At 60.8% G+C, this 23,347-nt stretch carries 23 protein-coding genes; 9 read left to right on the forward strand and 14 right to left on the reverse strand.

Annotation, left to right across the window (positions count from 1 at the left end):
• Nucleotides 1-436: 436 nt before the first annotated feature.
• The 3 genes from ileS to HYPDE_RS13345 form a co-directional block, all read right to left on the reverse strand.
• Nucleotides 437-3,649, reverse strand: coding sequence for an isoleucine--tRNA ligase (gene ileS / locus HYPDE_RS13335; protein ID WP_041320491.1), 3,213 nt, complete (start codon nt 3,647-3,649; stop codon nt 437-439).
• A gap of 354 nt (nt 3,650-4,003) precedes the next feature.
• Nucleotides 4,004-4,927 (reverse strand): bifunctional riboflavin kinase/FAD synthetase, encoded by a 924-nt coding sequence (locus HYPDE_RS13340; RefSeq protein WP_015599014.1) that lies wholly within the window; start codon nt 4,925-4,927, stop codon nt 4,004-4,006.
• 60 nt (nt 4,928-4,987) lie between these two features.
• Nucleotides 4,988-5,425 (reverse strand): MaoC family dehydratase, encoded by a 438-nt coding sequence (locus HYPDE_RS13345; RefSeq protein ID WP_015599015.1) that lies wholly within the window; start codon nt 5,423-5,425, stop codon nt 4,988-4,990.
• Between the two features lie 243 nt (nt 5,426-5,668).
• Between HYPDE_RS13345 and HYPDE_RS13350 the strand changes: the two genes are divergently transcribed.
• Nucleotides 5,669-6,454, forward strand: a complete 786-nt coding sequence (locus tag HYPDE_RS13350; RefSeq protein WP_015599016.1) for a DUF1013 domain-containing protein — start codon at nt 5,669-5,671, stop codon at nt 6,452-6,454.
• 11 nt (nt 6,455-6,465) lie between these two features.
• On the opposite strand, the gene HYPDE_RS13355 is transcribed toward HYPDE_RS13350, so the two are convergent.
• Nucleotides 6,466-8,184 carry a SulP family inorganic anion transporter gene (locus HYPDE_RS13355; RefSeq protein WP_015599017.1) on the reverse strand — a complete coding sequence of 573 codons (1,719 nt, stop codon included), beginning with the start codon at nt 8,182-8,184 and terminating at the stop codon, nt 6,466-6,468.
• A gap of 71 nt (nt 8,185-8,255) precedes the next feature.
• A complete protein-coding gene (locus HYPDE_RS13360; protein ID WP_041320492.1) occupies nt 8,256-8,576 on the reverse strand; it encodes a helix-turn-helix domain-containing protein in 321 nt (106 codons plus the stop codon).
• Nucleotides 8,577-8,885: 309 nt separating this feature from the next.
• On the opposite strand from HYPDE_RS13360, the gene HYPDE_RS13365 reads away from it, so the two are divergent.
• Complete coding sequence (locus HYPDE_RS13365; protein ID WP_041320493.1) at nt 8,886-10,511, forward strand: acyl-CoA synthetase; 1,626 nt, start codon at nt 8,886-8,888, stop codon at nt 10,509-10,511.
• A 54-nt stretch (nt 10,512-10,565) separates the two neighbouring features.
• On the opposite strand, the gene HYPDE_RS13370 is transcribed toward HYPDE_RS13365, so the two are convergent.
• Nucleotides 10,566-10,838, reverse strand: a complete 273-nt coding sequence (locus HYPDE_RS13370) for a hypothetical protein (RefSeq protein ID WP_041321308.1) — start codon at nt 10,836-10,838, stop codon at nt 10,566-10,568.
• Nucleotides 10,839-11,195: 357 nt separating this feature from the next.
• Between HYPDE_RS13370 and HYPDE_RS13375 the strand changes: the two genes are divergently transcribed.
• Complete coding sequence (locus tag HYPDE_RS13375) at nt 11,196-12,176, forward strand: catalase family peroxidase (RefSeq protein ID WP_041321310.1); 981 nt, start codon at nt 11,196-11,198, stop codon at nt 12,174-12,176.
• Nucleotides 12,177-12,242: 66 nt separating this feature from the next.
• Here HYPDE_RS13375 and HYPDE_RS13380 read toward each other — a convergent pair whose 3' ends face one another.
• The 4 genes from HYPDE_RS13380 to HYPDE_RS13395 all read right to left on the reverse strand — a co-directional run bounded on the left by HYPDE_RS13380 (nt 12,243) and on the right by HYPDE_RS13395 (nt 14,208).
• A complete protein-coding gene (locus tag HYPDE_RS13380) occupies nt 12,243-12,779 on the reverse strand; it encodes an SRPBCC family protein (RefSeq protein ID WP_015599022.1) in 537 nt (178 codons plus the stop codon).
• Between the two features lie 164 nt (nt 12,780-12,943).
• Entirely contained in the window at nt 12,944-13,435 is a 492-nt protein-coding gene (locus HYPDE_RS13385) for an SRPBCC family protein (protein ID WP_144061270.1), read from the reverse strand.
• Nucleotides 13,413-13,769, reverse strand: a complete 357-nt coding sequence (locus HYPDE_RS13390) for an ArsR/SmtB family transcription factor (protein WP_015599025.1) — start codon at nt 13,767-13,769, stop codon at nt 13,413-13,415. The genes HYPDE_RS13385 and HYPDE_RS13390 overlap by 23 nt, the downstream gene beginning before the upstream one ends.
• 262 nt (nt 13,770-14,031) lie before the next feature.
• Nucleotides 14,032-14,208, reverse strand: a complete 177-nt coding sequence (locus HYPDE_RS13395) for a DUF465 domain-containing protein (RefSeq protein ID WP_081625164.1) — start codon at nt 14,206-14,208, stop codon at nt 14,032-14,034.
• A gap of 252 nt (nt 14,209-14,460) precedes the next feature.
• Here HYPDE_RS13395 and HYPDE_RS13400 point away from each other — a divergent pair, with 252 nt between their 5' ends.
• The 5 genes from HYPDE_RS13400 to HYPDE_RS13420 all read left to right on the forward strand — a co-directional run bounded on the left by HYPDE_RS13400 (nt 14,461) and on the right by HYPDE_RS13420 (nt 19,494).
• Nucleotides 14,461-14,667, forward strand: coding sequence for a DUF465 domain-containing protein (locus HYPDE_RS13400; RefSeq protein ID WP_015599027.1), 207 nt, complete (start codon nt 14,461-14,463; stop codon nt 14,665-14,667).
• Between the two features lie 57 nt (nt 14,668-14,724).
• Nucleotides 14,725-15,744: a ligase-associated DNA damage response exonuclease gene (locus HYPDE_RS13405; protein WP_015599028.1), complete on the forward strand. Its 1,020-nt coding sequence runs from the start codon at nt 14,725-14,727 to the stop codon at nt 15,742-15,744.
• A gap of 2 nt (nt 15,745-15,746) precedes the next feature.
• Entirely contained in the window at nt 15,747-17,747 is a 2,001-nt protein-coding gene (locus HYPDE_RS13410; RefSeq protein WP_015599029.1) for a cisplatin damage response ATP-dependent DNA ligase, read from the forward strand.
• A gap of 155 nt (nt 17,748-17,902) precedes the next feature.
• The gene (purE, locus tag HYPDE_RS13415) at nt 17,903-18,397 is read left to right on the forward strand and encodes a 5-(carboxyamino)imidazole ribonucleotide mutase (RefSeq protein WP_015599030.1); all 495 of its coding nucleotides are present in this window, start codon (nt 17,903-17,905) and stop codon (nt 18,395-18,397) included.
• A gap of 11 nt (nt 18,398-18,408) precedes the next feature.
• Nucleotides 18,409-19,494 carry a 5-(carboxyamino)imidazole ribonucleotide synthase gene (locus tag HYPDE_RS13420; protein WP_041320496.1) on the forward strand — a complete coding sequence of 362 codons (1,086 nt, stop codon included), beginning with the start codon at nt 18,409-18,411 and terminating at the stop codon, nt 19,492-19,494.
• Nucleotides 19,495-19,515: 21 nt separating this feature from the next.
• Here the strand turns inward: HYPDE_RS13420 and HYPDE_RS13425 are convergent, their stop codons facing one another.
• Together HYPDE_RS13425 and HYPDE_RS13430 are read right to left on the reverse strand one after the other, a co-directional pair.
• Entirely contained in the window at nt 19,516-19,917 is a 402-nt protein-coding gene (locus HYPDE_RS13425; protein WP_015599032.1) for a DUF1398 domain-containing protein, read from the reverse strand.
• Nucleotides 19,918-19,948: 31 nt separating this feature from the next.
• A complete protein-coding gene (locus HYPDE_RS13430) occupies nt 19,949-20,413 on the reverse strand; it encodes a MarR family winged helix-turn-helix transcriptional regulator (RefSeq protein WP_015599033.1) in 465 nt (154 codons plus the stop codon).
• Between the two features lie 235 nt (nt 20,414-20,648).
• Here HYPDE_RS13430 and rpsU point away from each other — a divergent pair, with 235 nt between their 5' ends.
• Nucleotides 20,649-20,984, forward strand: coding sequence for a 30S ribosomal protein S21 (gene rpsU, locus HYPDE_RS13435; RefSeq protein WP_015599034.1), 336 nt, complete (start codon nt 20,649-20,651; stop codon nt 20,982-20,984).
• A gap of 69 nt (nt 20,985-21,053) precedes the next feature.
• Here rpsU and HYPDE_RS13440 read toward each other — a convergent pair whose 3' ends face one another.
• Nucleotides 21,054-21,875, reverse strand: coding sequence for an alpha/beta hydrolase (locus tag HYPDE_RS13440; RefSeq protein WP_015599035.1), 822 nt, complete (start codon nt 21,873-21,875; stop codon nt 21,054-21,056).
• Nucleotides 21,876-21,930: 55 nt separating this feature from the next.
• Nucleotides 21,931-23,322 (reverse strand): YiiX/YebB-like N1pC/P60 family cysteine hydrolase, encoded by a 1,392-nt coding sequence (locus HYPDE_RS13445; protein ID WP_041320497.1) that lies wholly within the window; start codon nt 23,320-23,322, stop codon nt 21,931-21,933.
• Nucleotides 23,323-23,347: the final 25 nt, after the last annotated feature.

A 23,347-nucleotide genomic window follows, 5' to 3' on the forward strand; every position in this document is an offset into this window, starting at 1 on the left:
GGGTGAAAGACTAAGCCGCTTCTCCAGAATGGCTCAGCCTGCGCAATGTCCGTCCGACGATTTCGGCAAAACACGCGATCACGCAGGGTGCGATCCCCCCGCCCCCGACCCCTCCCCGCGAGGGGGAGGGGGGAAAGTGGTGAGCGTCTCTGTCTAAGTTGCACATGATCGCATTTAGCTAGAACTCTCCCTTGGTAAGAGAGTGCTCTAGTGATGGCCCAGGAAAAATTGTCGGACGGCATGGACCCCACCACCGAATCCTTCCCGCGATGGAAGAGGAGGAAAGTTGGAGCGCAACCACCACCGCGCACATTCCCCTCCCCGCGAGAGAGAGGGGGAAGAAGCCAATTACCCTCTCCGCGAGCGGGGGCGTGGCATAACCAATTCCCCTCCCCTTGACGGGGAGGGGCTCGGGGTGGCGTGAGGACGGACGCCATTACGCCACTGCCTGTGCGTCGATTTCGCGAATGGCAGCGGCGTCGCGCGCGGAAAGATCGGGGTAAGCGGGATCCGAGCCCACATCTTTCGTGATGCGCCATGAGCGCGCGCATTTCTTGCCCTCCGCGCGTTTGACGACGACCGCGACGCCTTCCTCGTTCGGCAGCGTGAAAGCTCCGGCTGGGGCGGCTTTATCCGAGATCGCAATATCCGACGTGATGCAGACCTCGGCCATGTCGACGCCTTCTAGGCCCGACATCAGATCGGGATCGGTGACGTAGACCTCGGGAGCCGCTTCGAGAGACGAGCCGATCTTCTTGTTGGCGCGTTCGATCTCGAGCGCGCCGGTCACGACACTCCGGACTTCCTTCACGCGGTCCCACTTGGCGGCGAGATTGTCGTCGCGCCATTCGCGCGGGATTTTCGGAAATGGCAGCAGATGGATACTCTCGCTGTCGTTCGGGCGATATTGCAGCCAGGCTTCCTCCGCCGTGAACGACAGGATCGGCGCCAGCCATTTGAGCAACGCGTCGCAAAGCTTGTCGATGACGGTCAACGCCGCCTTGCGCTTCAAGCTCGAAGGCGACTCGCAGTAGAGCGCATCCTTGCGGATATCGAAGTAGAATGCGGAAAGCTCGGTATTCATGAATTGCGCGAGCAGGCCGACGATCTTGCGATAGTCATACGTCTCGTAGGCTTTCCGGATCTCGTGATCGAGTTCGGCGAGCCGGTGCAGCATCAGGCGTTCAAGCTCGAACGGCTTCATGTCCTTGAATGCAACCGCATCGCCGGGCTTGAAGTGCGCGAGCGCACCCAGCATCCAACGAAGCGTGTTCCTGAGCTTGCGGTAGGTCTCGGAAAACGTCTTCAGGATTTCTTGGCCGATGCGTAGGTCGTCGGAATAATCTGAAGCCGCTACCCAAAGACGCAGAATGTCGGCGCCGGACTTCGCGATCACGTCCTGCGGCGCCACGACGTTGCCCAAGGACTTCGACATCTTCTGCCCCTTCTCGTCGAGAACGAAGCCATGAGTCAGCACGACGTCGTAAGGGGCTTCGCCGCGCGTGCCGCAGGACTCGAGCAGCGAAGAATGGAACCAGCCGCGGTGCTGGTCGGAGCCTTCGAGATACATGACGCGATCCTGCCCGCCGTCGCGCTTGCGGCGCAAGCCTTTGAAGCCCGGGAACGCGGCCGGGTCTTCGAGCGTGAAGGCGTGGGTCGAACCTGAGTCAAACCAGACGTCGAGCACGTCCTTGACCTGCTCCCACTTGGCCAAGTCCTTGTCGGGCACGAGGCCTTTCAGGAAGCGTTCCTTCGCGCCTTTTTCGAACCAGACGTCGGCGCCTTTTTCGGCGAACGCTTTTTCAATGCGCGCGGCGAGTTCGTCCGACTTATCGAAGTCCGGGCCGGGGATGACCTGATCCGTTTCGACGTTGCGGAAAACGGTGATCGGTACGCCCCAGGCGCGCTGGCGCGACACGACCCAATCGGGCCGGTTCTCGATCATGCCGGTGATGCGGTTCTCCCCTGCAGCGGGCACCCACTCGACGCGCTTGATTTCGTCGAGCGCAATCTGGCGCAGGGTCGGAGAATTGTGTCCGAGCCCCCTCTCCCCGTGTGCGGGGAAAGGGCTGGGGTGAGGGGCGGCCATTTGCACCGATGCATATTTCTGCCCCTCACTCTGTCCCTCTCCCCGCGAGGACGGGGAGAGGGACAGAGAAAGAGCGCGGTCCATGCTGATGAACCACTGCGGCGTGTTGCGGAAGATGACAGGCTTCTTCGAGCGCCACGAGTGCGGGTACTGATGCTTCAGGCGTCCACGCGCGATGATGTGGCCCGCTTCCGCAAGCGCCTTGATGACCGCGTCGTTGGCGTCGCCTTTGTCGCCGCTCTCTTTGAGCACGCGCTTGCCTTCGAAGCCCGGCGCGGCCTTCGTCAGCACACCGTCGGCGTCGACAGTGAACGGGATTTCCGTATCGATTCCGCGGTCGCGAAGCTTTCTCTGGTTGGCGATCCAGATGTTGTAGTCGTCTGCGCCATGACCGGGGGCCGTGTGCACGAAGCCCGTTCCGGTGTCGTCGGTGACGTGGTCGCCGTCGAGCAGCGGCACATCGAATGTGTAGCCAAGATCGCGCAGCGGATGCTTGCAAACGAGATGGCGAAGCTCGAACGCGTTCACGCTCCAACGTTTTTCAAAGGCTTCGACCTTTGCGGCCTTCATCACGTCGGCGGCGAGCTTGTCGGCCAAAATGTAGCGATCGCCTTTCTTCGCCCAGTTGCCTTCGGGCGCAGCCGTGACCTCGTAGAGCCCATAGGCGATACGCGAAGAAAAGCTGATGGCGCGGTTGCCAGGGATCGTCCACGGCGTCGTCGTCCAGATGACGACGGAGGCGCCGACCAGATTTTCCGGCGTCAGCTCGGGATGAAGCTCTGGCGGAATGTCCTTTTCCGCAGGCTCCTCGTTGACCGGCAACGGCTTCACCGGAAACTTCACCCAGATCATGTCGGACTGGTGGTCCTGGTACTCGACCTCGGCTTCGGCAAGCGCCGTCTTCTCAACGACCGACCACATCACGGGCTTCGAGCCACGATAGAGCTGACCGGTCGCGGCAAACTTCATCAGCTCGCGCGCGATGATTGCCTCGGCGTTGTAGGCCATCGTCGAATAGGGATGCGCCCAGTCGCCGATGACGCCGAGACGCTTGAACTCCTCGCGCTGCACGTCGAGCCACTGTGCTGCGAACTTGCGGCATTCGTCGCGGAAGGCATTGATCGCCACGGGATCGAGGAAGTTCGGCTTCTCTTTTCCCTTGGCGCGATACTGCTCCTCGATCTTCCATTCGATCGGCAGGCCGTGGCAATCCCAGCCCGGCACGTAGTTCGAATCATGGCCAAGCATCTGCTGCGATTTGACGACGAGGTCCTTCAGGATCTTGTTCAGCGCGTGACCGATGTGGATGTTGCCGTTGGCATACGGCGGGCCGTCGTGCAGCGTGAATTTTACGCGACCTTTCGAGTCGGCGCGCAGCTTTTCGTAAAGACCGATCTCCGCCCAGCGCTTCAGGAGCTTTGGCTCAAGCTCCGGCAATCCGGCACGCATCGGAAAATCCGTCTGCGGCAGAAACAGGGTCTTGCTCCAGTCGCGGCCCGCCGCATCGGCGCCGGGCGCCCCCGCGGCGCTCGGTTTGGCGGCCTTTTGGTCTTTCGACATCAGGTGATCTTTCGTGCTCAAATCAGCGGGCGTTCTAGCAACTGCGCCGCGCCTTAGCAAAGCGGCATGGGGAGCCCGTTTCCAAGACGGCTCGGGCGGCGCTTACGAGTGCGGTCCCACGCCGACAAACGAGCGCAGGCGATGGCTGCGGGTTTTTTCATCTTTATTGCACAACCTTTTGTGCTAGAGGCGGGGCGAAACAACGGAGAACACCATGCAGATGACCGATTCCCGGCGCCGCCAGATCCAGGCCAGGCAGCGCAAGGCGAAGAACGCAGCCAAGCGTGCCGCGAAGGCCGCAAAGCGCGAGCGCAACCAAGCCTGACACAAAACGCAGGCGACTCCAGGGCGTCGTCAGTCGGACAATACCGCTTTCGCCTGCGCGATATCGGCCTCCATCTGTGCGACCAGCTCTTCGACCGAACGAAACCGCCGATCGCCGCGGATGAAGTCGACGAACTCAATTTCGATCTCGCGTCCGTAAATGTCGCCGTTGAAGTCAAACAGGAAGACCTCGAGCACCGGCTGGCCGTCGTCGAAGGTCGGGCGCGTGCCGAGGTAGGCCGCCGCATCGTGGGCGACGCCGTCGAGACGCGCCCGCACCGCATAGATGCCATGGCCGAGGGTCGTGCCTTTGGGCATCGGAAGGTTGGCGGTCGGAAAGCCCATGCTGGTTCCGCGTTTGGCGCCACCGATGATGCGGCCCGAGACGCGCCACGGCTCGCCAAGCATGCGCGTCACGCTTTTGACGTCGCCTTGCGCCAGACGCAAACGAACGGCGGTAGATGAAAAGACCTCGCCGTCCTCTGCCATGGGCGGCATGACCGTGACGCCGAAGCCAAGCTCCTCGCCTGCGCGCACCATCAGCTCCGGATTGCCGCCGCGCTTGTGGCCGAAATAGAAGTCGTAGCCGATGACGACGTGGGACGCGCCGAGCCCCGCGACCAGGACGCGCTCGATGAAGGCTTCGGCGGTGAGGGCTGCCAGCTCGGCATCGAACGGCTCGACGAAGACCAGATCGAGGCCGAGCTTCTCGAAAATCGCAAGCTTGCGCTTCAGAGTCGTCAGCCGGAACTGCACTTCATTCGGGTGAAAGAACTCGCGCGGATGAGGTTCAAAGACCATCACTGCCGATGGAACGCGCTTGGCCCGCGCCTCAGTCTTGGCTTCCCGGATCAGCGCGCGATGGCCGCGATGAACGCCGTCGAAGTTGCCGATCGCGACGGATGCACCGCGATGCTCCTGCAGCACATGCTTATGGCCATGGATGACGTGCATGCACCGCGCGTTCCTTCAATCTCAAGGCTGCTTGAAGAATTTTCCGCGCCTATCCTGCCCTTACTTCGGCCGGGAGGGAACCATCAGAACGGCTTCGCCGGTCAGCACGGGTTTGCCCGCAACCGTACAGACACAATCGAACCGCGCCCGCTTCTTATCGGGAATAAGCTCGACGATGCGAACGAGCGACTCGACGCGATCGTCGATCTTGACCGGCCCTTTGAAGAACAGGGATTGCGACACGTAGATCGCGCCGGGGCCCGGCAGCTTCATCCCGAAGAGGGCCGAGATATAGCCCGCCGACAGAATGCCGTGAGCGATACGCTCCTTGAATATCGTCTTGGCCGCGTATTCGGCATCGAGGTGCACCGGGTTGTAGTCCCCCGATAGTGCCGCATAGGCAACAATGTCCGCTTCGCTGACGATGCGCGACATCGAGGCTTCCTGGCCGACCTCTAAGTCCTCGAAATATTTGGTTCGACCGGCTGTCGCGAGCATCCAATTACCCTCGTTGCATTTACCAAGCCCGGGTTACCCCGAACTCGCCGGCGTGACACTAACGCCTCATAAACGCTGGCTGCAACCATGCGACGGCCCTTCCGGCTGCGGCGTTCTTGCATGCCGGCGGCCATTCGAGCCTTGCGTCCCGTGGCGCGAAAGCGCTATAAGCGGCCATTCCCTTCATTTTACCTTTGCAGTGGCTTTCGCGGATGCCCGCGGAAGACCGAAAGAGGATTATCCATGAGCGACCGCCGCCCCCTTATGCCGAAAGCCACCGCCGTTTGGCTGGTGGAAAATACGGCGCTGTCATTCGATCAAATCGCTGAATTCTGCGGCTTGCATCCTCTCGAAGTCAAAGGCATCGCCGATGGCGAGGTCGCCCAAGGCATCAAGGGCATGGATCCGGTCACGAACGGCCAGTTGACGCGCGAAGAGATTGCGCGGGCGGAGAAGGATTCGTCCCACAAGCTGCAACTTGCGGAAAGCAAGGTCCAGTTGCCGCCGCTGCCGCAGACGCGCAAAGGCCCCCGTTATACGCCCGTCTCGCGTCGTCACGACCGGCCAAACGCCGTGCTCTGGCTGCTGCGCAACCATCCGGAACTCAAAGACAGCCAGATCATGCGCCTCGTCGGCACGACCAAGCCAACCATCGCGCAGATCCGCGACCGCACGCACTGGAACTCGGCGCAACTGACGCCGCAGGACCCGGTGACGCTCGGCCTCTGCTCACAGATCGACCTCGATGCCGAGGTGAAGAAGGCTGCAAAACGCGCCGAGCGCGAGCGCAAGGACGGCGACAAGGATCACGAAAAGGCCGGCACGCTGCTGCCCGCTTCCGAGACGACGGCGCCCTCCGCGACCGCCGAAATCCTGGCGCCGAAGGTTGCTGAGGAAGCTCCGGAAGAAACCCCGGAACAGGAGCAGGCGCGCGTCTTTGCAAAGCTCAAGGGCATGACCTCTCCGAAGGCGGAAGAGGCCGACGAGGACGAAAGCAAGGAGGAGAAGAAGGAGAAGGACGGCGAGTAAAAGTGCCGGACCTAACTTCCCACCAGCGCCTCATCATCGCGAGTGGCGGCGAGTGCATCCTCGATCCGCGCCACGTAATGGATCAACGGCTTTCTCAAACCGGCGCGAAGCAATGCGCGGCGGATGTTTTTGCTCGTTGACGTAAAGTATACAGTTGTACCTGCCCGGTTGAGCTTCTTGACGAAGCCTTCAAGGGATTTGGCGGCGGTGCTGTCGACGAGCGGCACCTCGGAGAAATCGAGCACGAATGTCTTCGGCTGTGCCCCAATCCGGTCGAGCACGGCGCCGACAGTCGCCGTCGCGCCGAAGAAGAAGGCGCCCGAAATCCGATAGACCATGACGCCATCGTTGGTGATGCGGGGTAACTCTGTTTCATCGCCTTCGGCGCTATCCGCCATGTCGTCGGCGACAAGCGCGCTGCCGGTTTCGACTTCAACGGCTTCGGCCATGCGATGCAGAAAGAGAAATGCGCCGAGCGTGACGCCGACGGCGATGGCGGTCGTCAAATCCACGAAGACCGTCAGCAGGAACGTCGCAAGCAGCACGGCCGCGTCGCCACGGGACGACCGCATCAGGCTCGCGAATTCGCGCTTCTCGGCCATATTCCACGCGACGATGGCGAGGACGCCGCCGAGCCCGGCGAGCGGAATGTAGACGGCGAGCGGCGCCGCAACCAACATGAATAGCAGAACGAACGCGGCGTGCAGCATTCCCGAAACGGGTCCGTGCGCTCCGGCTCGAATGTTGGTCGCAGTGCGCGCGATCGTGCCTGTCACACACATGCCGCCGAACATGACGGCCGTGAAGTTTCCGAAGCCTTGGGCGACGAGTTCGCAGTTCGAGCGGTGTTTGCGGCCGGTCATGCCGTCCGCGACGACGGCCGAAAGGAGGCTTTCGATGGCACCGAGGAGCGCGATCGAGACGGCATCGGGGATTGCGGCCTGGATCTTCGCGAGGCTCACGTCCGGGAAGTGGGGCGCCGGCAGCATGCGCGGCACGCCGCCGAACCGCGATCCGATCGTCGCGACATCGAGATGCAAAAGCGCCGTCAGGACGGCCGTCACTCCGACCGCGATGAGCATGCCTGGCCAATTCGGCCTGACGCGCCGAACCCCGACAATGATGGCGATCGACAGAATCGATATGAAAACCGTGGCTGGACGGATCGAGCCGATGCCGGCGGCAATCGCCTCGACCTTCGGGATCAGGGCTGCAGGCTCGTGCGCAATGTCGAGACCCAGCATGTCCTTCACCTGACTGGCGAAGATGATCACGGCTATTCCTGCGGTGAACCCCACCGTCACAGGAAATGGGATGTATTTGATGTATGTTCCGAATCGCAAGTAACCCGCGGCGATCATGATGAGACCGGCCATGGCCGTTGCGAGCACCAGGCCGTCATAGCCTTTGCGTTCGACGATCGACGCGATCAGGACGATGAAGGCACCGGCGGGGCCGCCGATCTGAAAGCGGCTGCCGCCAAGCACAGAGATCAGGAACCCGCCGACGACGGCCGTGAACAATCCCTTTTCGGGGGACAGCCCAGAACCGATCGCAATGGCCATCGACAGCGGCAACGCGACGATCGCTACCGTGAGGCCGGCGACTGCGTCGGCCCGAAACGCGGCCATCCCGTAGCCTTCGCGCAAGACCGTCAAAACCTTTGGCGCGAAGAGCTCCGCCAAGCTTGGCGTAGCGCGCTTCGTTCCAACCATCGTGGAGGTGTCCATAGTCGTTCTCTCGAATGCGATGGATCGCTGGAACCGAAGGCCGGTGCATGGTCTGGGGCGTGACCTGGCGATCAATCTGATGTGCGCAGCAAGCCTCGCTTTTTGCGGACCAGCCCGGGCGAGGGTATCGCCGTCTTCGCGGCTGCGCGCTCCTTCAAGCGGACGCCGCGGCCCTTTCCGATGCTCGGCGTGCTCTCGCTGATCAGTTCGATGCCTGCAGCGTCGAAAGCGCCGACGACCTTCATCAGCGTATCGACGACGCCACGCACATCGCCTTCACTCGCTTCCATGCGCTGGATCGTCGGCAATGAGACGCCTGCCCGCTCGGCAAGCGTCTGCTGGTCGATGCCAAGAAGAGCCCTGGCGGCTCGCATCTGCGCAGCTGTGATCAGTTGAGCTTAGCCCTCATCTAAGCGCCGGATTTAACTTCTGATGTTTTATACATCAACATATACTTTTGACGCATGATGCGGATCGTATCTCACGGACCTGAAAATGCGGCAAAGACCGCTTAAAGAAAGCGTCTGCCAGCCCACCGCCGCTTCCAAAGGGCACGAACCCGTGTGCCGGCGATCACGGCGGGTGAATCCAGGATTGCTGCAGCAAGATGCATTCGTTAGCGTCGCATCGATGTAGAACCTGCACGCGTCCAAACGCGCTGGCAGCACCGGCCGTTGGATCAAATTTTCGGGGCAGCAGACGTGTCGAACCCTTTTGAACAAAACCTTGCGAAAAACTCCGCCAACTATCAGCAGCTGACGCCGCTCTCGTTCCTGGCCCGTACGGCCATTGCAGCGCCTAATCACACCGCGATCATTCACGGCAAGGCGCGCATCTCGTACGCCGATTTCTACAAGCGCTGCCGTCAGCTCGCGAGCGCGCTTTCGATGCGCGGCATCGGTCCGGGCGATACGATTTCAGTTGTGCTCGCGAATACGCCCGCGATGCTCGAAGCGCACTTCGGCGTGGCGATGACGGGTGCCGTTCTCCATACGATCAACACGCGACTCGATGCGGCCGTCGTCGCGTTCCAACTCGATCATGCGGGCACGAAGCTGCTCATAACCGACCGCGAATTTTCGGCTACGGTGAAGGCGGCGCTGGCGCTCGCGAAAATCCAGCCCATCGTCATCGACTATGACGATCCGGAATTTCCGCAGACGGGCGAAGCGCTCTCCGCGGAGGATTACGAAGCCTTCGTTTCGGGCGGCGACCCCAATTTCGACTGGCGCTGGCCGGAAGATGAATGGGAAGCGATCTCGCTCAACTATACGTCGGGCACGACGGGCAACCCGAAAGGCGTCGTCTATCACCACCGTGGCGCGGCGCTGATGTGTTATGCGAACACAATCTCGACCGGAATGACGCGGTTTCCCGTGTATCTCTGGACACTGCCGATGTTCCACTGCAACGGCTGGTGCTTTCCCTGGTCGGTGACGCTGGCGCAGGGCACGCATGTTTGCCTTCGCTGGGTGCGGGCCAAGGCCATGTATGACGCCATCGTCGACCATAAGGTGACGCATCTTTCGGGCGCGCCGATCGTGATGGCCACGCTGCTCAACGCAGCGCCGGACGAGAAGCGTCCGATCTCGCACGTCGTTGCCTTCAATCATGCTGCCGCGCCGCCGCCTGCCGCCGTGATCGCGGCGATGACCGACGCCGGCTTCGAGCTGACGCATCTCTACGGCCTGACCGAAACCTATGGTCCCGCGACGATCAACGAGTGGGATCCGTCGTGGAATGATCTTTCGGCGCCGGAGCGGAGCGCCAAGCGCATTCGCCAAGGCATTCGCTACGTCGCGCTCGAAGGGCTGACCGTGATGGATCCCGAGACGATGACGGAAGTTCCGGCCGACGGTGAGACGCTCGGTGAAGTCATGTTCCGAGGCAACATCGTCATGAAGGGATACCTCAAGAACGAGAAAGCGACCGAGGAGGCCTTTGCCGGGGGTTGGTTCCATTCCGGCGATCTCGGCGTGCTACATCCCGACGGCTACATTCAGCTCAAGGATCGCTCCAAGGACATCATCATTTCGGGCGGCGAGAACATCTCGTCGATCGAGGTCGAGGAGGTCCTTTACAAGCACCCGAGCGTCGCGTTCTGCGCGGTCGTCGCCAAGCCCGACGAGAAGTGGGGCGAGACGCCGTGTGCCTTCATCGAGCTTCGCGCGGGCGCATCGGCCACAGAGGCCGAAATCCTCGAATGGTGCCGGCAGGGGCTGGCGCGCTACAAGGTTCCGCGCCATGTGGTATTTGCCGAAGTCCCGAAAACGTCGACCGGGAAGATTCAAAAGTTCAAACTTCGGGAAATGGCCAAGGATGCGTGACGCGGGCGGCGCCCATTCTAGACGCCGCGCGCTGTGCAGGTACCGGGCGGGTTGTTACTTCACGAACACCCGCTTCTGACATTCAAGCCAATGCGCGATCACGCTCCGGTCGTGGAACTGGATCGCGCCGCAGTTCTGGCAGACGATCATCAGCACGTTGACCGGCGCTGTCGAATTCGGGTCGGCGCGCTGGCAGGTCAGCGTGTGGACGTCGACATCGCATTGCGAGCGAAAGCGCCCGCAAACCGGGCAACCGGTGATGTGCTTGCCGAACAGGAAGCGATCGACTTCAGCTTTCGAAATTGGCTGCGTACAGGTTTCTGTCATCAGAATCACCGTGTGACAAGCCGCTATGCTATAAGGGTAAGATGAGATGCCATGACTGACAAGAAGAGCAGCCGTTTGCAGGCAAAGAATTGATTGCGTCAGTCGGCTGAGTATAGACGCCACGCCATTTTGTGCAGAGGCGATATTGCGATGCAAAGTTCTACGGACGTCGATCGTCCGATGAGCGATCTATGGAAGACGTCCCATCATCTTAGCGATGCAGATCGTAGTAGCTTTGCGATCGTGCGACCTATTCAATTATAACAATTGAAGGCTATGGAACGAAGGCGCTTTGACAACGGATCGGCGCCGTCGTCCATCTGCAACAATCGCCACAGCAACGTGAAGGATCGCACCATGATCTTCAAACGGCTCGTTCCTGCCGCGATTTTGGTCGCGGCTTTGTCGATTCCGCCCTCGACGTCCGCTCATGCGGAGGCGGATGCAGAAAGTCTGGTCGATGCTCTGAATGCGATCTTCGGCAAACACGATGGTCTTCGTGCCGCGCACACTCACGGATTCTGCGTCAAAGGCAGCTTTACGCCGACGGCCGAAGCGGCAAGTCTGTCCAAAGCCCCGCATTTCAATTCCAAAACGCCGGTCAACGTCATCGGGCGCTTTTCGATGGGCGGCGGAGCGCCCGATGCTTCGAACGCGCAGAAGGATAATGTGCGCGGCCTAGCCCTGCATTTCGACATCGGCGGCGGCAACACGACCGATCTCGTCATGATCTCGGCGCCGGTCTTCGTCGCCAAGGACCCGGATCAATTCCTGACGCTACTCACGACCGTCGCGACGAAGGACAAAGACAAAATCGGTGCATTCTTCAAAGCCAACCCGAACGCGACGCGGCAAGCCGAATGGCTCAACGCACGGCCGGTCCCGGCGAGCTATGCGACCGTCAACTACTGGGGCGTTCACGTCTTCACGCTCACAAATGCCGAAGGAAAGAAGCAGGTCATCAAGTACAAGGCGCTGCCGGTCGGCGGCGAAGTCGGCCTGTCGGATGATGAAGCAAAGGCGAAGGACCCTGATTTCTATCGTCCGGAACTCAAGGAGCGGCTTGCGAAAGGTCCGGCTGAGTTCACGCTGACGGCGATCCTTGGAGAACCGGGCGATCCGGCCGACGACCCGACCGCGTTCTGGCCGGAGGATCAGCGCAAATCCGTGACGCTCGGGACAATCTCGATCACCGACTTTGAAGACGACAAGACGTGCGATGCCGGGATTTTCGATCCGACGAACATCGCCGACGGCATTGAAGGCCCGGCGAACGACAAGATCTTTCCGATGCGCTCCGCCGCCTACGGCGTCTCGTTCGCGCGACGCACGAAGTAAGGCGCGATCATCGCAGTACTGTGTCATCCTCGGCATAAAGCCGAGGATGACGAATACGCGGCATGCTCAAGCTTTCGCCTCGTGCGACTTGAGCCCAGCAAGATAGTGCTCGAGGTGTTCGAGCGTGCCGGTCCAGCCTTGTGTCATGCTTCCGCGACCCTCGTCGAAGGTCTTGCGCTCTGCATTGCTTTCGTTGATCGGCACCCAGCTGATCGTGACCTTGGTGCGGCCCGATCCTGCGTCTTCGAACAGAAACGTCGACAGCATTTCGAGCGGCCATTCCGGGTTTAGCGGATGACGCCGGATGCCGCCCCTTTCGTCGGAAAACGAATTGACGAAGACGATACGTTCAGGCGCTGCGACTTCGCGATAGACGAACTTGCCCCACATTGCGCTGCCATCGGGAGCCTGAAAGCCATAGTGGTATTCGCCCCCGGGTCGTAGATCCATCGTGGATGCAATGACTTTGAAGCCCTTCGGACCCCACCAATGCTTCAAGCGCTCGACTTCGGTGAAGGCCTTGAAAACGAGTTCGCGCGGCGCGTCGAATGTGCGTGAGATGACGAACGGCTCGATGTTCGGTTTTTCTCGGGCTTCCGTCATGGCGTGCTCCTCGTGGTCGTGAACTCATTCGGCCCGCCAGTTGCTGAAGTGATGGCGATCCTTGAAGGCTTCGAATACCAGCTCGCGCGGCGCAATGATGAGGCGCGCGACGTCGTGATTCGCGATGTGCTCCGGTCAAAAACAGCGGTTAAGATGTGCTTCCCTCAGGAGGGCCCGGCCATGTGCGTGAGATGCTCGCCGAGTTGATCAAAACATTCTCTCCACCCGGCGGCCATTCCGTCCCGCGACACGGTCGAATCGAAGTCTTCCTGCAGGAACGTCATCTTCGTTTTCTCATCCACGTCCTCGAAGGCGACGCTGATCAGCGTCTCGTGGCCGGGCATTCCGGATTCATCGAGCCACGCGTGTGTCAGCACGATGCGTTTGCCCTCGATGATCTCAATATAACGGCCCTGCACGCGATGATCTTCGCCGTCGGCAGCGAGCATCCGGGCATACCAGCTGCCTCCTTCACGGAAATCGGTACGCGCCGCAGGGATCGTATATCCCCTCGGAGCCGACCATTTGCTGAGGTGATCCGGAGTCGACCACATTTGATAGACGAGCATGCGCGGCGCATCGTAAACACGCACGATCTCAATGGCCGGCGCTTTCCTTTGCTCAGTACGCTGCTCACTTACTCTTGTTTGGGCCACGAATCTTCTCCGTTGCTTGCAGCTCGCGCAGGTACGCATCGAGCCGATTGAAACTTTGCTCCCAGAATTTCCGGTATTGCTCGATCCAGCCGTCGACGTCCTTCAGGGGCGTGGGTTCGAGACGGCACGGCCGCCATTGTGCCGCGCGTCCGCGCACGATGAGACCGGCTCGCTCGAGCACTTTGAGATGCTTCGAGACGGCGGGAAGACTCATATCGAACGGCTCTGCCAACTCTGAGACCGACGTTTCACCGAGGGCCAGGCGCGCCAGAATCGCGCGCCGAGTCGGATCGGCAAGAGCCGCAAAGGTCTCGCTGAGGCGGTCGACGGGCATCGGTATTTATCCTTCAAATTAAATAACTTGTCGGTTAAGTAAGAGCACTGTCGGTGAAAGCCCGGTTTCAAACGTATGGCGTCGATGCCAAGACGGACTCAGGCGATACCGAGATGGGGGAGGTAAGAATTCTTCGCCAAGCGCTCTGGGGCAAAACAATATGGAATTCCTGCGACCAAAAACATAAAAGCCCCGCGCGGCGGCTTGCAACAGCTCCGCAGGCAGGGCTCTGAATCTGAAATTGTTGCTCTTCTTTGCCGAACTAGTGGCGCGTTTCGCGCCTCAACCGTTCCATCTCGTCTTTTAGTTTCAACTTCTCTTGCTTCAATCGCCGGATCTCGATGTCGTCCGAACCTGGACGTGCGACCACTTGATCGATCCGTTCTTCAAGGGCCCGGTGCTTTTCCGCGAGTTCTGCAAGATGAGCCGTAATCGCCATCATTTGCCTCCAAAAGAGATTGCAGATGTAGGAATCCTGCCACACGTCAGGCAGGTTGTCCAACGCCTGCGAGTCCGGACTCGGCAGATTTGAACTTCATTGCGCCGCAATCATCGGGGGGCGCGTTAGAGATTTGTGAAATAATTTCACGCGATTAGATTCATTCTTTGGCATCTTGCGTTTGCCAGTTGCCAGATCAAAAGCAATCGCCCAAAACGCTGCCAGCGGCCGGGCGGGGGTAGGGCATTTGCGATGGAGCGGCGTGACGAACGCGAGCTCAGGGAAGAGTTGGTAAACTTGCGGGCCGAGCACAGAAAGCTCGACTGCGAGATCCTGTCTCTTGAAGATAATCCTTTGGCTGACCAACTCCTTGTCAAACGGCTGAAGAAAAAGAAGCTCGTCCTCAAAGACCGCATCACGCAGATCGAAGACAAGCTGCTTCCCGATATCATCGCCTAAGCGGTTCGATCCCTAAGACCGGCGGGACGGACCGCGGGTCTTGTGCGTTGGTACTGTATGACTTCGCTTTCTCCCCCCGTCGACACCTGGCTCTACCCGAGCGAGGCTGGTCTTTATTGCGAGCCCGGCGGATTTTACATCGACCCGCACCGCTCGGTTGACCGCGCCCTCATCACGCACGGCCATAGCGACCATGCGCGCTCGGGGCATGGCGCGGTGCTCGCGACACGTGAAACCATCGATATCATGAAGGTCCGCTACGGCGAGCATTCGGCCGGAGCCTTCGAAGCGCAAGCGCTCGGTGTGCCGATCTCGATCAACGGCGTCGGCGTGCGTCTCGTGCCTGCAGGACATATTCTCGGCTCGGCGCAAGTGGTCATCGAATGGGCGGGCAAGCGCGCCGTTATCTCGGGCGATTATAAGCGCGCAGCCGATCCGACGTGCGCGCCGTTCGAGCTGGTGCCGTGCGATGTTTTCGTCACCGAGGCGACGTTTGCACTGCCCGTGTTCCGTCACGAAAAAGCGGAGCATGAGGTCGAGAAGCTCCTGGGCTCGATGGCTGCGGAACCTGATCGCACGCATCTGATCGGCGCCTATAATCTCGGCAAATGCCAGCGCATGATCCGCGTCATTCGCGATGCGGGTTATACCGATCCGATCTATCTGCACGGCGCCGTCATTGCGCTGACCGAGCTTTACCAAAGGCTTGGCGTCGATCTCGGAGACGTACGACCGGCGACAACGGAAGATGCCAAGTCGCTACGCGGCGGCATCGTCATGTGCCCGCCGTCAGCGCTCGGAGACCGGTGGGCGCGACGCTTCGGCGATCCGGTCAATGCGTTTGCGAGCGGCTGGATGCGTGTGCGCGGCCGGGCGCGGCAACACGGTGTCGAGCTACCGCTGATCGTTTCCGATCATGTCGATTGGCCGGAACTGATCGCAACCGTGACGGAAGTCGGCGCGGAAGAAATCTGGGTGACGCACGGGCGCGAGGATGCACTTGTCCATTACCTCGCGGCGCTCGGCCTCAAAGCCCGCGCGCTAGCATTGGTCGGCCGCGACGAAGAGGCCGAATAGTCATGCGCGCCTTCGCTCGCCTGCTCGATTGCCTCGTCTACACGCAAAGCCGCAACCGCAAGATCGCACTGCTCGGCCACTATTTCCGGTCGGCGCCCGATCCTGATCGGGGATGGGCTCTGGCGGCGCTAACGGACGGAGTCCCAATTCGCCTGCCGTTGCGGCGCATGCTGAGCGATCTCGTCGGCCGTTTCATCGATCCGGTTCTTTATCAATTGTCTCGCGATTACGTTGGCGACACGGCTGAGACCGTTGCGCTGCTGTGGCCGGATCATCCGGTGGACTTTTCGCCGGTACAGACAGGCACCCCCACAGGCACCCCCACCCCTGACCCCTCCCCGCAAGGCGGAGGGGAATTGAGCGGTGGCCGCTCATCTCGTTCGGACGAAAATCATCAACCGCGCCAAGGTGCTCGCACCGCCTCAGGGAAGGCACGGGGTGAGAGGGCAATAGGAGCACCGGTGCAGCTGTCGCTTGATCTTACCCCCACCCCTAACCCCTCCCCGCGAGGGGGAGGGGAATTAAGCGGAGGCTCCTTCCTTCATGCTGTGGATGGGGACGTTCGACAGCAGGATGGTACTCGCTCCGCTTCTCCCCTCCCCTCGACGGGGAGGGGTCGCGGGTGGGGTGATGTGGGGCACAATTCCGGTGCGGAGCCCGCGCATCTGTCGCTTGGCAATGTCATCAACGAGATGTCGAGCGGGACGACGGCGGAACGCACAGAGCGTCTTGGTTTGCTTCTGAACGAACTTGATGCGTCGGGCCGTTGGGCACTCCTGAAACTTCTTGGCGGAGCGCCGCGTGTCGGCGTTTCGGCGCGTCTCGCCCGCACCGCGCTTGCAGCGAGCTACCGCCGCGACCTGTCCGAGATCGAGGAAGTCTGGCACGCGCTGGAGCCGCCTTATCTCGACCTTTTCGCGTGGCTCGATGGCAAAGCGGAACGTCCCGATCCCGGCGCGAAGCCCGTGTTCCGCCCCGTGATGCTCGCGCATCCCATCGAGGAGGAAGATTGGCCCAAACTCGCGCCCGAAGATTTCGTCGCCGAATGGAAATGGGACGGCATCCGCGTGCAGATCGCAGCGCGCGGTGGCGACGTGCGGATGTTCTCGCGCCAGGGCGACGATATTTCGCCAGCGTTCCCTGAAATCCGAAGCGCCTTCCACGGCCACGACTGCGTCGTCGACGGCGAACTCCTGATCATGCGCGATGGCGAGATCGCGCCTTTCAATGACTTACAGCAGCGCCTCAATCGCAAAGCGGTCACGGCGAAAATGATGGCAGGATACCCGCCGCATGTCCGGCTCTACGACCTTCTGTTCGACGGGCACGAGGATCTGCGCGCGTTGCCGTTCAGCGAGCGGCGGGCGCGCCTTGAGACCTGGCACGCGAGGCACCATCCGCGGCTGACCGACGTTTCGCCGCTCGTCGCATTCGAAACATTCGAGGACCTCAACGTGCTTTGGTCATCATCGCGAGCCGAGGGCATCGAAGGCTTGATGCTGAAGCGTCGCGATAGTGTCTATCAGGCGGGGCGCATCAAGGGCCAATGGTTCAAGTGGAAGCGCGCGGCACTGACACTCGATTGCGTTCTGATGTACGCGCAGCGCGGGTCCGGCAAGCGCTCGTCCTACTATTCGGACTACACGTTCGGAGTCTGGCAAGACGACGAGGAAGAAGGGCGCCAACTGGTACCCGTCGGCAAGGCCTATTGCGGTTTCACGGACGAAGAACTCTTGGAGCTCGACCGCTGGATCAGGAACAATACGGTTGAAACGTTCGGGCCTGTCCGCGCCGTCGAGCCGGGCATCGTGTTCGAAGTCGCGTTCGACGCGGTGCACTCCTCGACGCGGCACAAATCAGGCGTCGCGATGCGGTTCCCCCGCATTCATCGCATTCGCTGGGACAAACCTGCGGCCGAAGCCGACACTCTGGAGACGGTTAAGCGTCTCTTGAACGCCGGAAATGGCACTGGCGAAGTCACCTTACCGACTGCCGACGGTTGATATCCGGCAAGTTGCCGCAGCAAAGCCTTGTAAACAGGGCGTTGCTCCTGTACCGACGCGCTTTCCCTTAATTACGGTTTTCGTTATTTCAGATGCGTAAGTAGCGGGAATCGCTACTGCGCGGATGAAAGCCTCACCATTGTGAGCCGGGACCTATGAGCAAAGCCAAGCCGCTTGTCGGCATCATCATGGGCAGCCAGTCGGATTGGCCGACCATGAAGCACGCTGCCGATATTCTGACTGAGCTCGGTGTCGCTTTCGAAACGAAGATCGTCTCGGCGCACCGGACACCGGAACGGCTTTACTCTTTCGCAAAGAGCGCGAAGGCGAATGGCCTCAAGGTTATTATCGCCGGGGCGGGCGGCGCGGCGCACCTGCCGGGCATGACCGCGTCCATGACGACGCTTCCCGTTCTCGGCGTGCCGGTCGAGAGCAAAGCACTCAAAGGGCAGGATAGCCTTTATTCGATCGTGCAGATGCCGGCCGGCGTGCCGGTCGGAACGCTCGCCATCGGCGAAGCGGGTGCGAAGAATGCCGGGCTGCTCGCGGCTCAGATTTTAGCGCTGGCGGATAACGCACTGGCGGGACGGCTCGATGACTGGCGCCGCCGACACACGTCGGAAGTCGCCGAGACGCCGACGCAAGGATGACACGGAACGCAATGACTGCACTTCTCCCCGGCTCGACCATCGGAATCCTTGGCGGCGGACAGCTCGGCCGCATGCTGGCGATGGCTGCGGCGCGGCTCGGATTCAGATCGCATATTTATGCGCCGGCGAGCGACAGTCCGGCGTTCGAGGTCGCGGCGGAGCACACGATCGCCGCTTACGAGGATGAAGCGCAGCTCACGGCATTCGCGAAAGCCGTCGATGTCGCGACCTACGAATTTGAGAACATTCCGGTCGGCACCGTCGAATTTCTGTCGCGGCACATTCCGGTTCGCCCCGGCGCGAAAGCGCTTGCCTGCGCGCAGGACCGGCTCAATGAAAAGACGCTGGCGCGCGAACTTGGCGCGATGACTGCCGAATTCGTGGCCGTCGACGATCTTGGCGGGCTCGAAAAGGCGCTTAGCGGCGGTTTTGCCGTTCCATCGGTTCTTAAGACGCGACGCTTCGGCTATGACGGCAAAGGTCAGGCAAAAATTCTCGATCGCAAGGATGCGGCAGCCGCGTGGGCTGCGATGCGTGACGCGCCGTCGATCCTGGAATCCTTCGTCAACTTCCGCGCTGAAGTTTCCATTATCGCCGCGCGCGCGGCTGATGGAACGTTTGCCGCCTTCAGCGTCACTGAAAACGAGCATCGCAACCACATCCTGCACCGCTCCGTCGCTCCGGCGCGGCTTGCTCCGGACGTTGCGGACGAAGCGGTTACGACGGCGCGCAGTATTGCAGAGCGGCTCGATTATATCGGCGTTTTCGCGATCGAATTCTTCGTCGTTCCCGACAACGATCGTGACCGCCTCTTCGTGAACGAGATGGCGCCGCGCGTGCACAATTCCGGACACTGGACGATCGACGGCGCCATGACTTCGCAATTCGAGCAACATATTCGCGCCGTTGCCGGCTGGCCGCTCGGTTCGACGGAACTCAAGACGACCGGCGCCGAGATGATCAACCTCATCGGCAACGACATTCTCACGTGGCCTGACATTGCCGCCGAGCCCGGCGCGTTCTTCCACCACTATGGCAAGAAGGACATCCGCCCCGGCCGCAAGATGGGCCACGTCAATCGCTTGCTGACGGACTAACGGCGCGTCCCGGATGGGGCATCAACTTGGAAAGTGTTCGACGTGCGTCTCGGCGGTCCGGCCGAAATAGAGCGCACGGCGGCCGGAGAACGAGACGACGTAGCCGGCGCAGCCTGCAGCTGCGACCTTCCTGCAGAACCCTGCGTAAGTGTAGCCCGGTACCAACTGCTGCGCTTCCTTGATGGCGGCTTGGATCGGCGCCGGATCGAACGACGCAGAGACGGGAACATCGATCTTGTGCGTCGGAAGGTCGGCGCTGTCGCCGTCGGGCAGATAGTAAGTTGCGGCGCCCCGGCGGAAGTCGATGATGTAGCCCTCAAAGCCTTCGGCCATCAAAGTTCCTACAATCTGCGGAAAGTTCATCGTATTGCATTCGGCGCCTTCAAGGCAGGCCTTGGCGACGGATATCTTGTGATTGTCCATGAGCATTCTCCGTTGAGGTGGTGAGTGGCGGTCAGTCGATAGGGACCGCGGTTATCCGGCCGTGCTCGACCATGCGTTTCAGAATCCGTTCGAGACTGTGTCGCTCGGCTTCGGATAGGCAGCCGAAAAACTCGCGATCATTCTGGTCGGCGAGCGCCGCCAATTCCGGCACCAATTTCTTGCCCTGTGTCGTCAACGCGAGCGTCTGCGCCCGGCCATCGTCCGGATTCGCGTTGCGAACGACCAGCGACTTCGCGATCAGCCGGTCTGCCAATTTAGTGATTGCGCCGCGCGTCATCCCGATCTCATCTGCGAGATGGCTCGGTGACGTCGGGGCTTTGTCATAGAGCGCCCGCATCACGACCCACTCGGCGACCGTCACGCCTTTGGCGTCGAGCTTCGCCGCGAAAGCGTGGGAGACGTGGTTTGAAACGGTGCGCAACCAAAATCCGAGATGCGCCGACAGATCGGAAACGCGCGAGGCCGATGATGACATTCGATTCACCTTTGTTGACTAGGAAACTAGATGCATTTAGTTTCCTAGTCAATCATATATTTCTACGTCTGCCCTCCTTCACCGAATCTTTGCATAGGCGGGCGGCCCAATTGCCAATCTTCACCGTGTTTGCTAGAAGAGGCCAAGAAATCAGCGCGAGCTCCGGCGGCTAGGCCCCGGAGCTGGTGTTTTTGTGCATCCAACACCGTCATAATTCTACAGAGGATACAACGGCTTGCAGGTTCTCGTCCGTGACAACAATGTCGATCAGGCTCTGAAGGCGCTCAAGAAAAAGCTGCAGCGCGAGGGCGTCTTCCGTGAGATGAAGCTTCGCGGACATTTCGAGAAACCGTCGGAAAAGAGAGCGCGCGAAAAGGCGGAAGCCGTGCGCCGCGCCCGCAAGCTGGCTCGTAAGAAACTGCAGCGCGAAGGCCTGTTGCCGAGCAAGCCAGCCACAGCGCGCGGCCCGGGTGGCAAGGGCGGTCCGGGTGCTGGCCGTAGCGGCGCAGGTGGTGCAGGCGGTGGTTTCCGCGGCGGCCAGTCGGGTGGCAACAGCGGCGGCGGGTTCTAAGGAACCTCGATCGTCGCGTCAGATTTTCAAAGGCTCGCGATTTTCGCGGGCCTTTTATTTCGCCCGCGTTCATTCCGCAGCGGCTGCCTGAGCCGTGCGTAACTTATCGATCCAGCGGTTGATAATCGCAAATGTCGTGTCGTCATGCACGGCGTGCCCGGCGCCGGGGATAATCACGATGTCTTTCGGCTCGTTGGCGGCCGCAAAAAGACGCTGGCCCATTCCGACAGGAACAATATCGTCGGCCTCTCCGTGCACGACGAAGACCGGCTCATGCACGTCGCGGATATGGAGCATCGAATCATAGCGATCCTTGAGCAGCAGGCTCACCGGCAGCCATGGATAGAACTTCGCTGCCAGTTCCACGATCGATGTAAACGGACTATCGAGGATTACCCCGGCCACCCTCTTTTCGGACGCGACCTGAACGGCGACGCCCGTCCCGAGCGACTCGCCGTAAAGGATGATGTCTTCCGGGCGCACTCCCTCTTGAACGAGAGCATCGTAGGCCAGCTTGGCGTCCGCGACGTTCGCCGCTTCCGACGGTGAGCCGGTCGAACCGCTGTAGCCACGATAGGACATCATGAGAATGCCGCGGCCGCGGTTGAGATAACGGCGGATGCTCGCGCTCCTGAATTCCAGCGCGCCGCCGTTGCCGTGGAAATAAAGAAGGGTGGGTTGCCCAGGCTTGGCCTTACCGTACCAAGCGATGAGTTTTTCGCCATCGGGTGTCGCGATGATGCGCTCGGCGACATCGGGAAGCCCGACCGCTTGGGGGGGTGTTCGGGATGGCTCCGGAAAATAGATGAACCGGCGTTGCGCGAAATACATCACTGCTGCGGCCACCGCGTAAAGGCTGACAGCACCGACGATAATGATGATCTTGAGCAAGACGGGGCCTCAGACTGTCTGGGCGCGCCGGAATTTACCTTCGGATCGCCAATATTCACCAGGAACCGTTCCGCACAAGATATCCGATCCGGTTTCCGCAACGCTCGCGAATGGCTTCGAGCGCCGAAAAGATGTCGAGGCCGTGCATGGGCACGCCGGTCTCCATGACCAGTTGCTGATTCTGTCGTTGCAATTCGTGATAGATCGGCTCGGCCGTCTTGTGAAGCATCGCGACAACGGCGACCGTTTTCCTCGGCATGTTCGCTGGAACCCGCGGAAACACCGACGACAGCGTCTGTTTTGCGCCCTCGGAAAAATGCGAGGCAAACCTGCCGAGAACGGAGACGAGTCTGATCGCGGATGTCTCGTCGAAACGGTAGTTGTAGCGCTCCATCCAATCGAACAGCTTATCCATCGTGAAATCCTGCAGCCTGACGTTGGCCGTCTCGCGATAGTCCTGCCATTCAGCGACGAGATCGAAGCTCGATTCCATGTCGATGTCGGCGGGCGCAAACGTCATGTCGGTTGCAACGCCGACACGATCCAGGAAATCACGGTTCTTGCAGACAATGCGCGTCGGATACGTCGGCAGAACGAACCGGCCGCCGCTCGCCTGAGCGAACGCAAGCCTGACGAGCTTCGAGCAGAAAAGATTGCGCGTCTCATCTGTCCGCATCGAGAAATCATAGAGAATGCGCTTGCCGCCTCGGACGCGTGAAGCCGCGACGTAATCGAAAATCGATTTCGCGGCGCGCGCCGCGAGGTCGGCATCGCGATTGCGGTAAAGCACGGCGCGGACGATGTCGTGGTCGAGCGCCTTGCCCAGCGGATTGATGATCGCGCCGTCCTCGATCAGGCTTTCGACCATCCAGTGGTCGCCGCGATCGTCGATATGAACGATGCCGATATGACTGAACTGGCTGTCGACGTCGCCGATGCGCGCAATGGCTGCGCTGTTGTGGGCACGTCCGCGAACAAGGATCACATCACCCGATCTGAACGCCACCGCCCTGCCATCACGATAGAAGGCATAATTGATCAGCGTGTTATTTTCTTCACCCGTAAAGCCGCGCAGCAGGTAGCCGCTGTCGCCGGAGTAGGGCCCAATGCTCGCGATTTCGCCGAGCATGTCGGACATATAGCGAAGCACGCGGAAGACGTCGCGGAAGCCCTGGATGGCGGCCGGCGTCATCAGGCCCAGCATCTCGTAATGCGCGAGCTTCTCGCGCAGGCCGACGCGCAGGTCGAAAAGCCGGTACATTACGGAGGGCGCAACCCTCGCGATGCTCGCGACGTCGTAGTCGTCAAAACGAGCGGCGGCGGCCTGCTCGTAAATGCAGTTCAGGTTGCGCTCAAGAAGCGCCGTGCTCGTGACGGGCGTAGCAGCAAGGATCTCAATGCGCTCGAGATCGTTTTCAAATGACGACGACGCCACGGGAGCCAACACGCGAAACCCTCGACCACGGAATGCT

Origin of the sequence: Hyphomicrobium denitrificans 1NES1 (genome assembly GCF_000230975.2) — a bacterium.
Classification (GTDB): Bacteria; Pseudomonadota; Alphaproteobacteria; order Rhizobiales; family Hyphomicrobiaceae; genus Hyphomicrobium_B; species Hyphomicrobium_B denitrificans_A.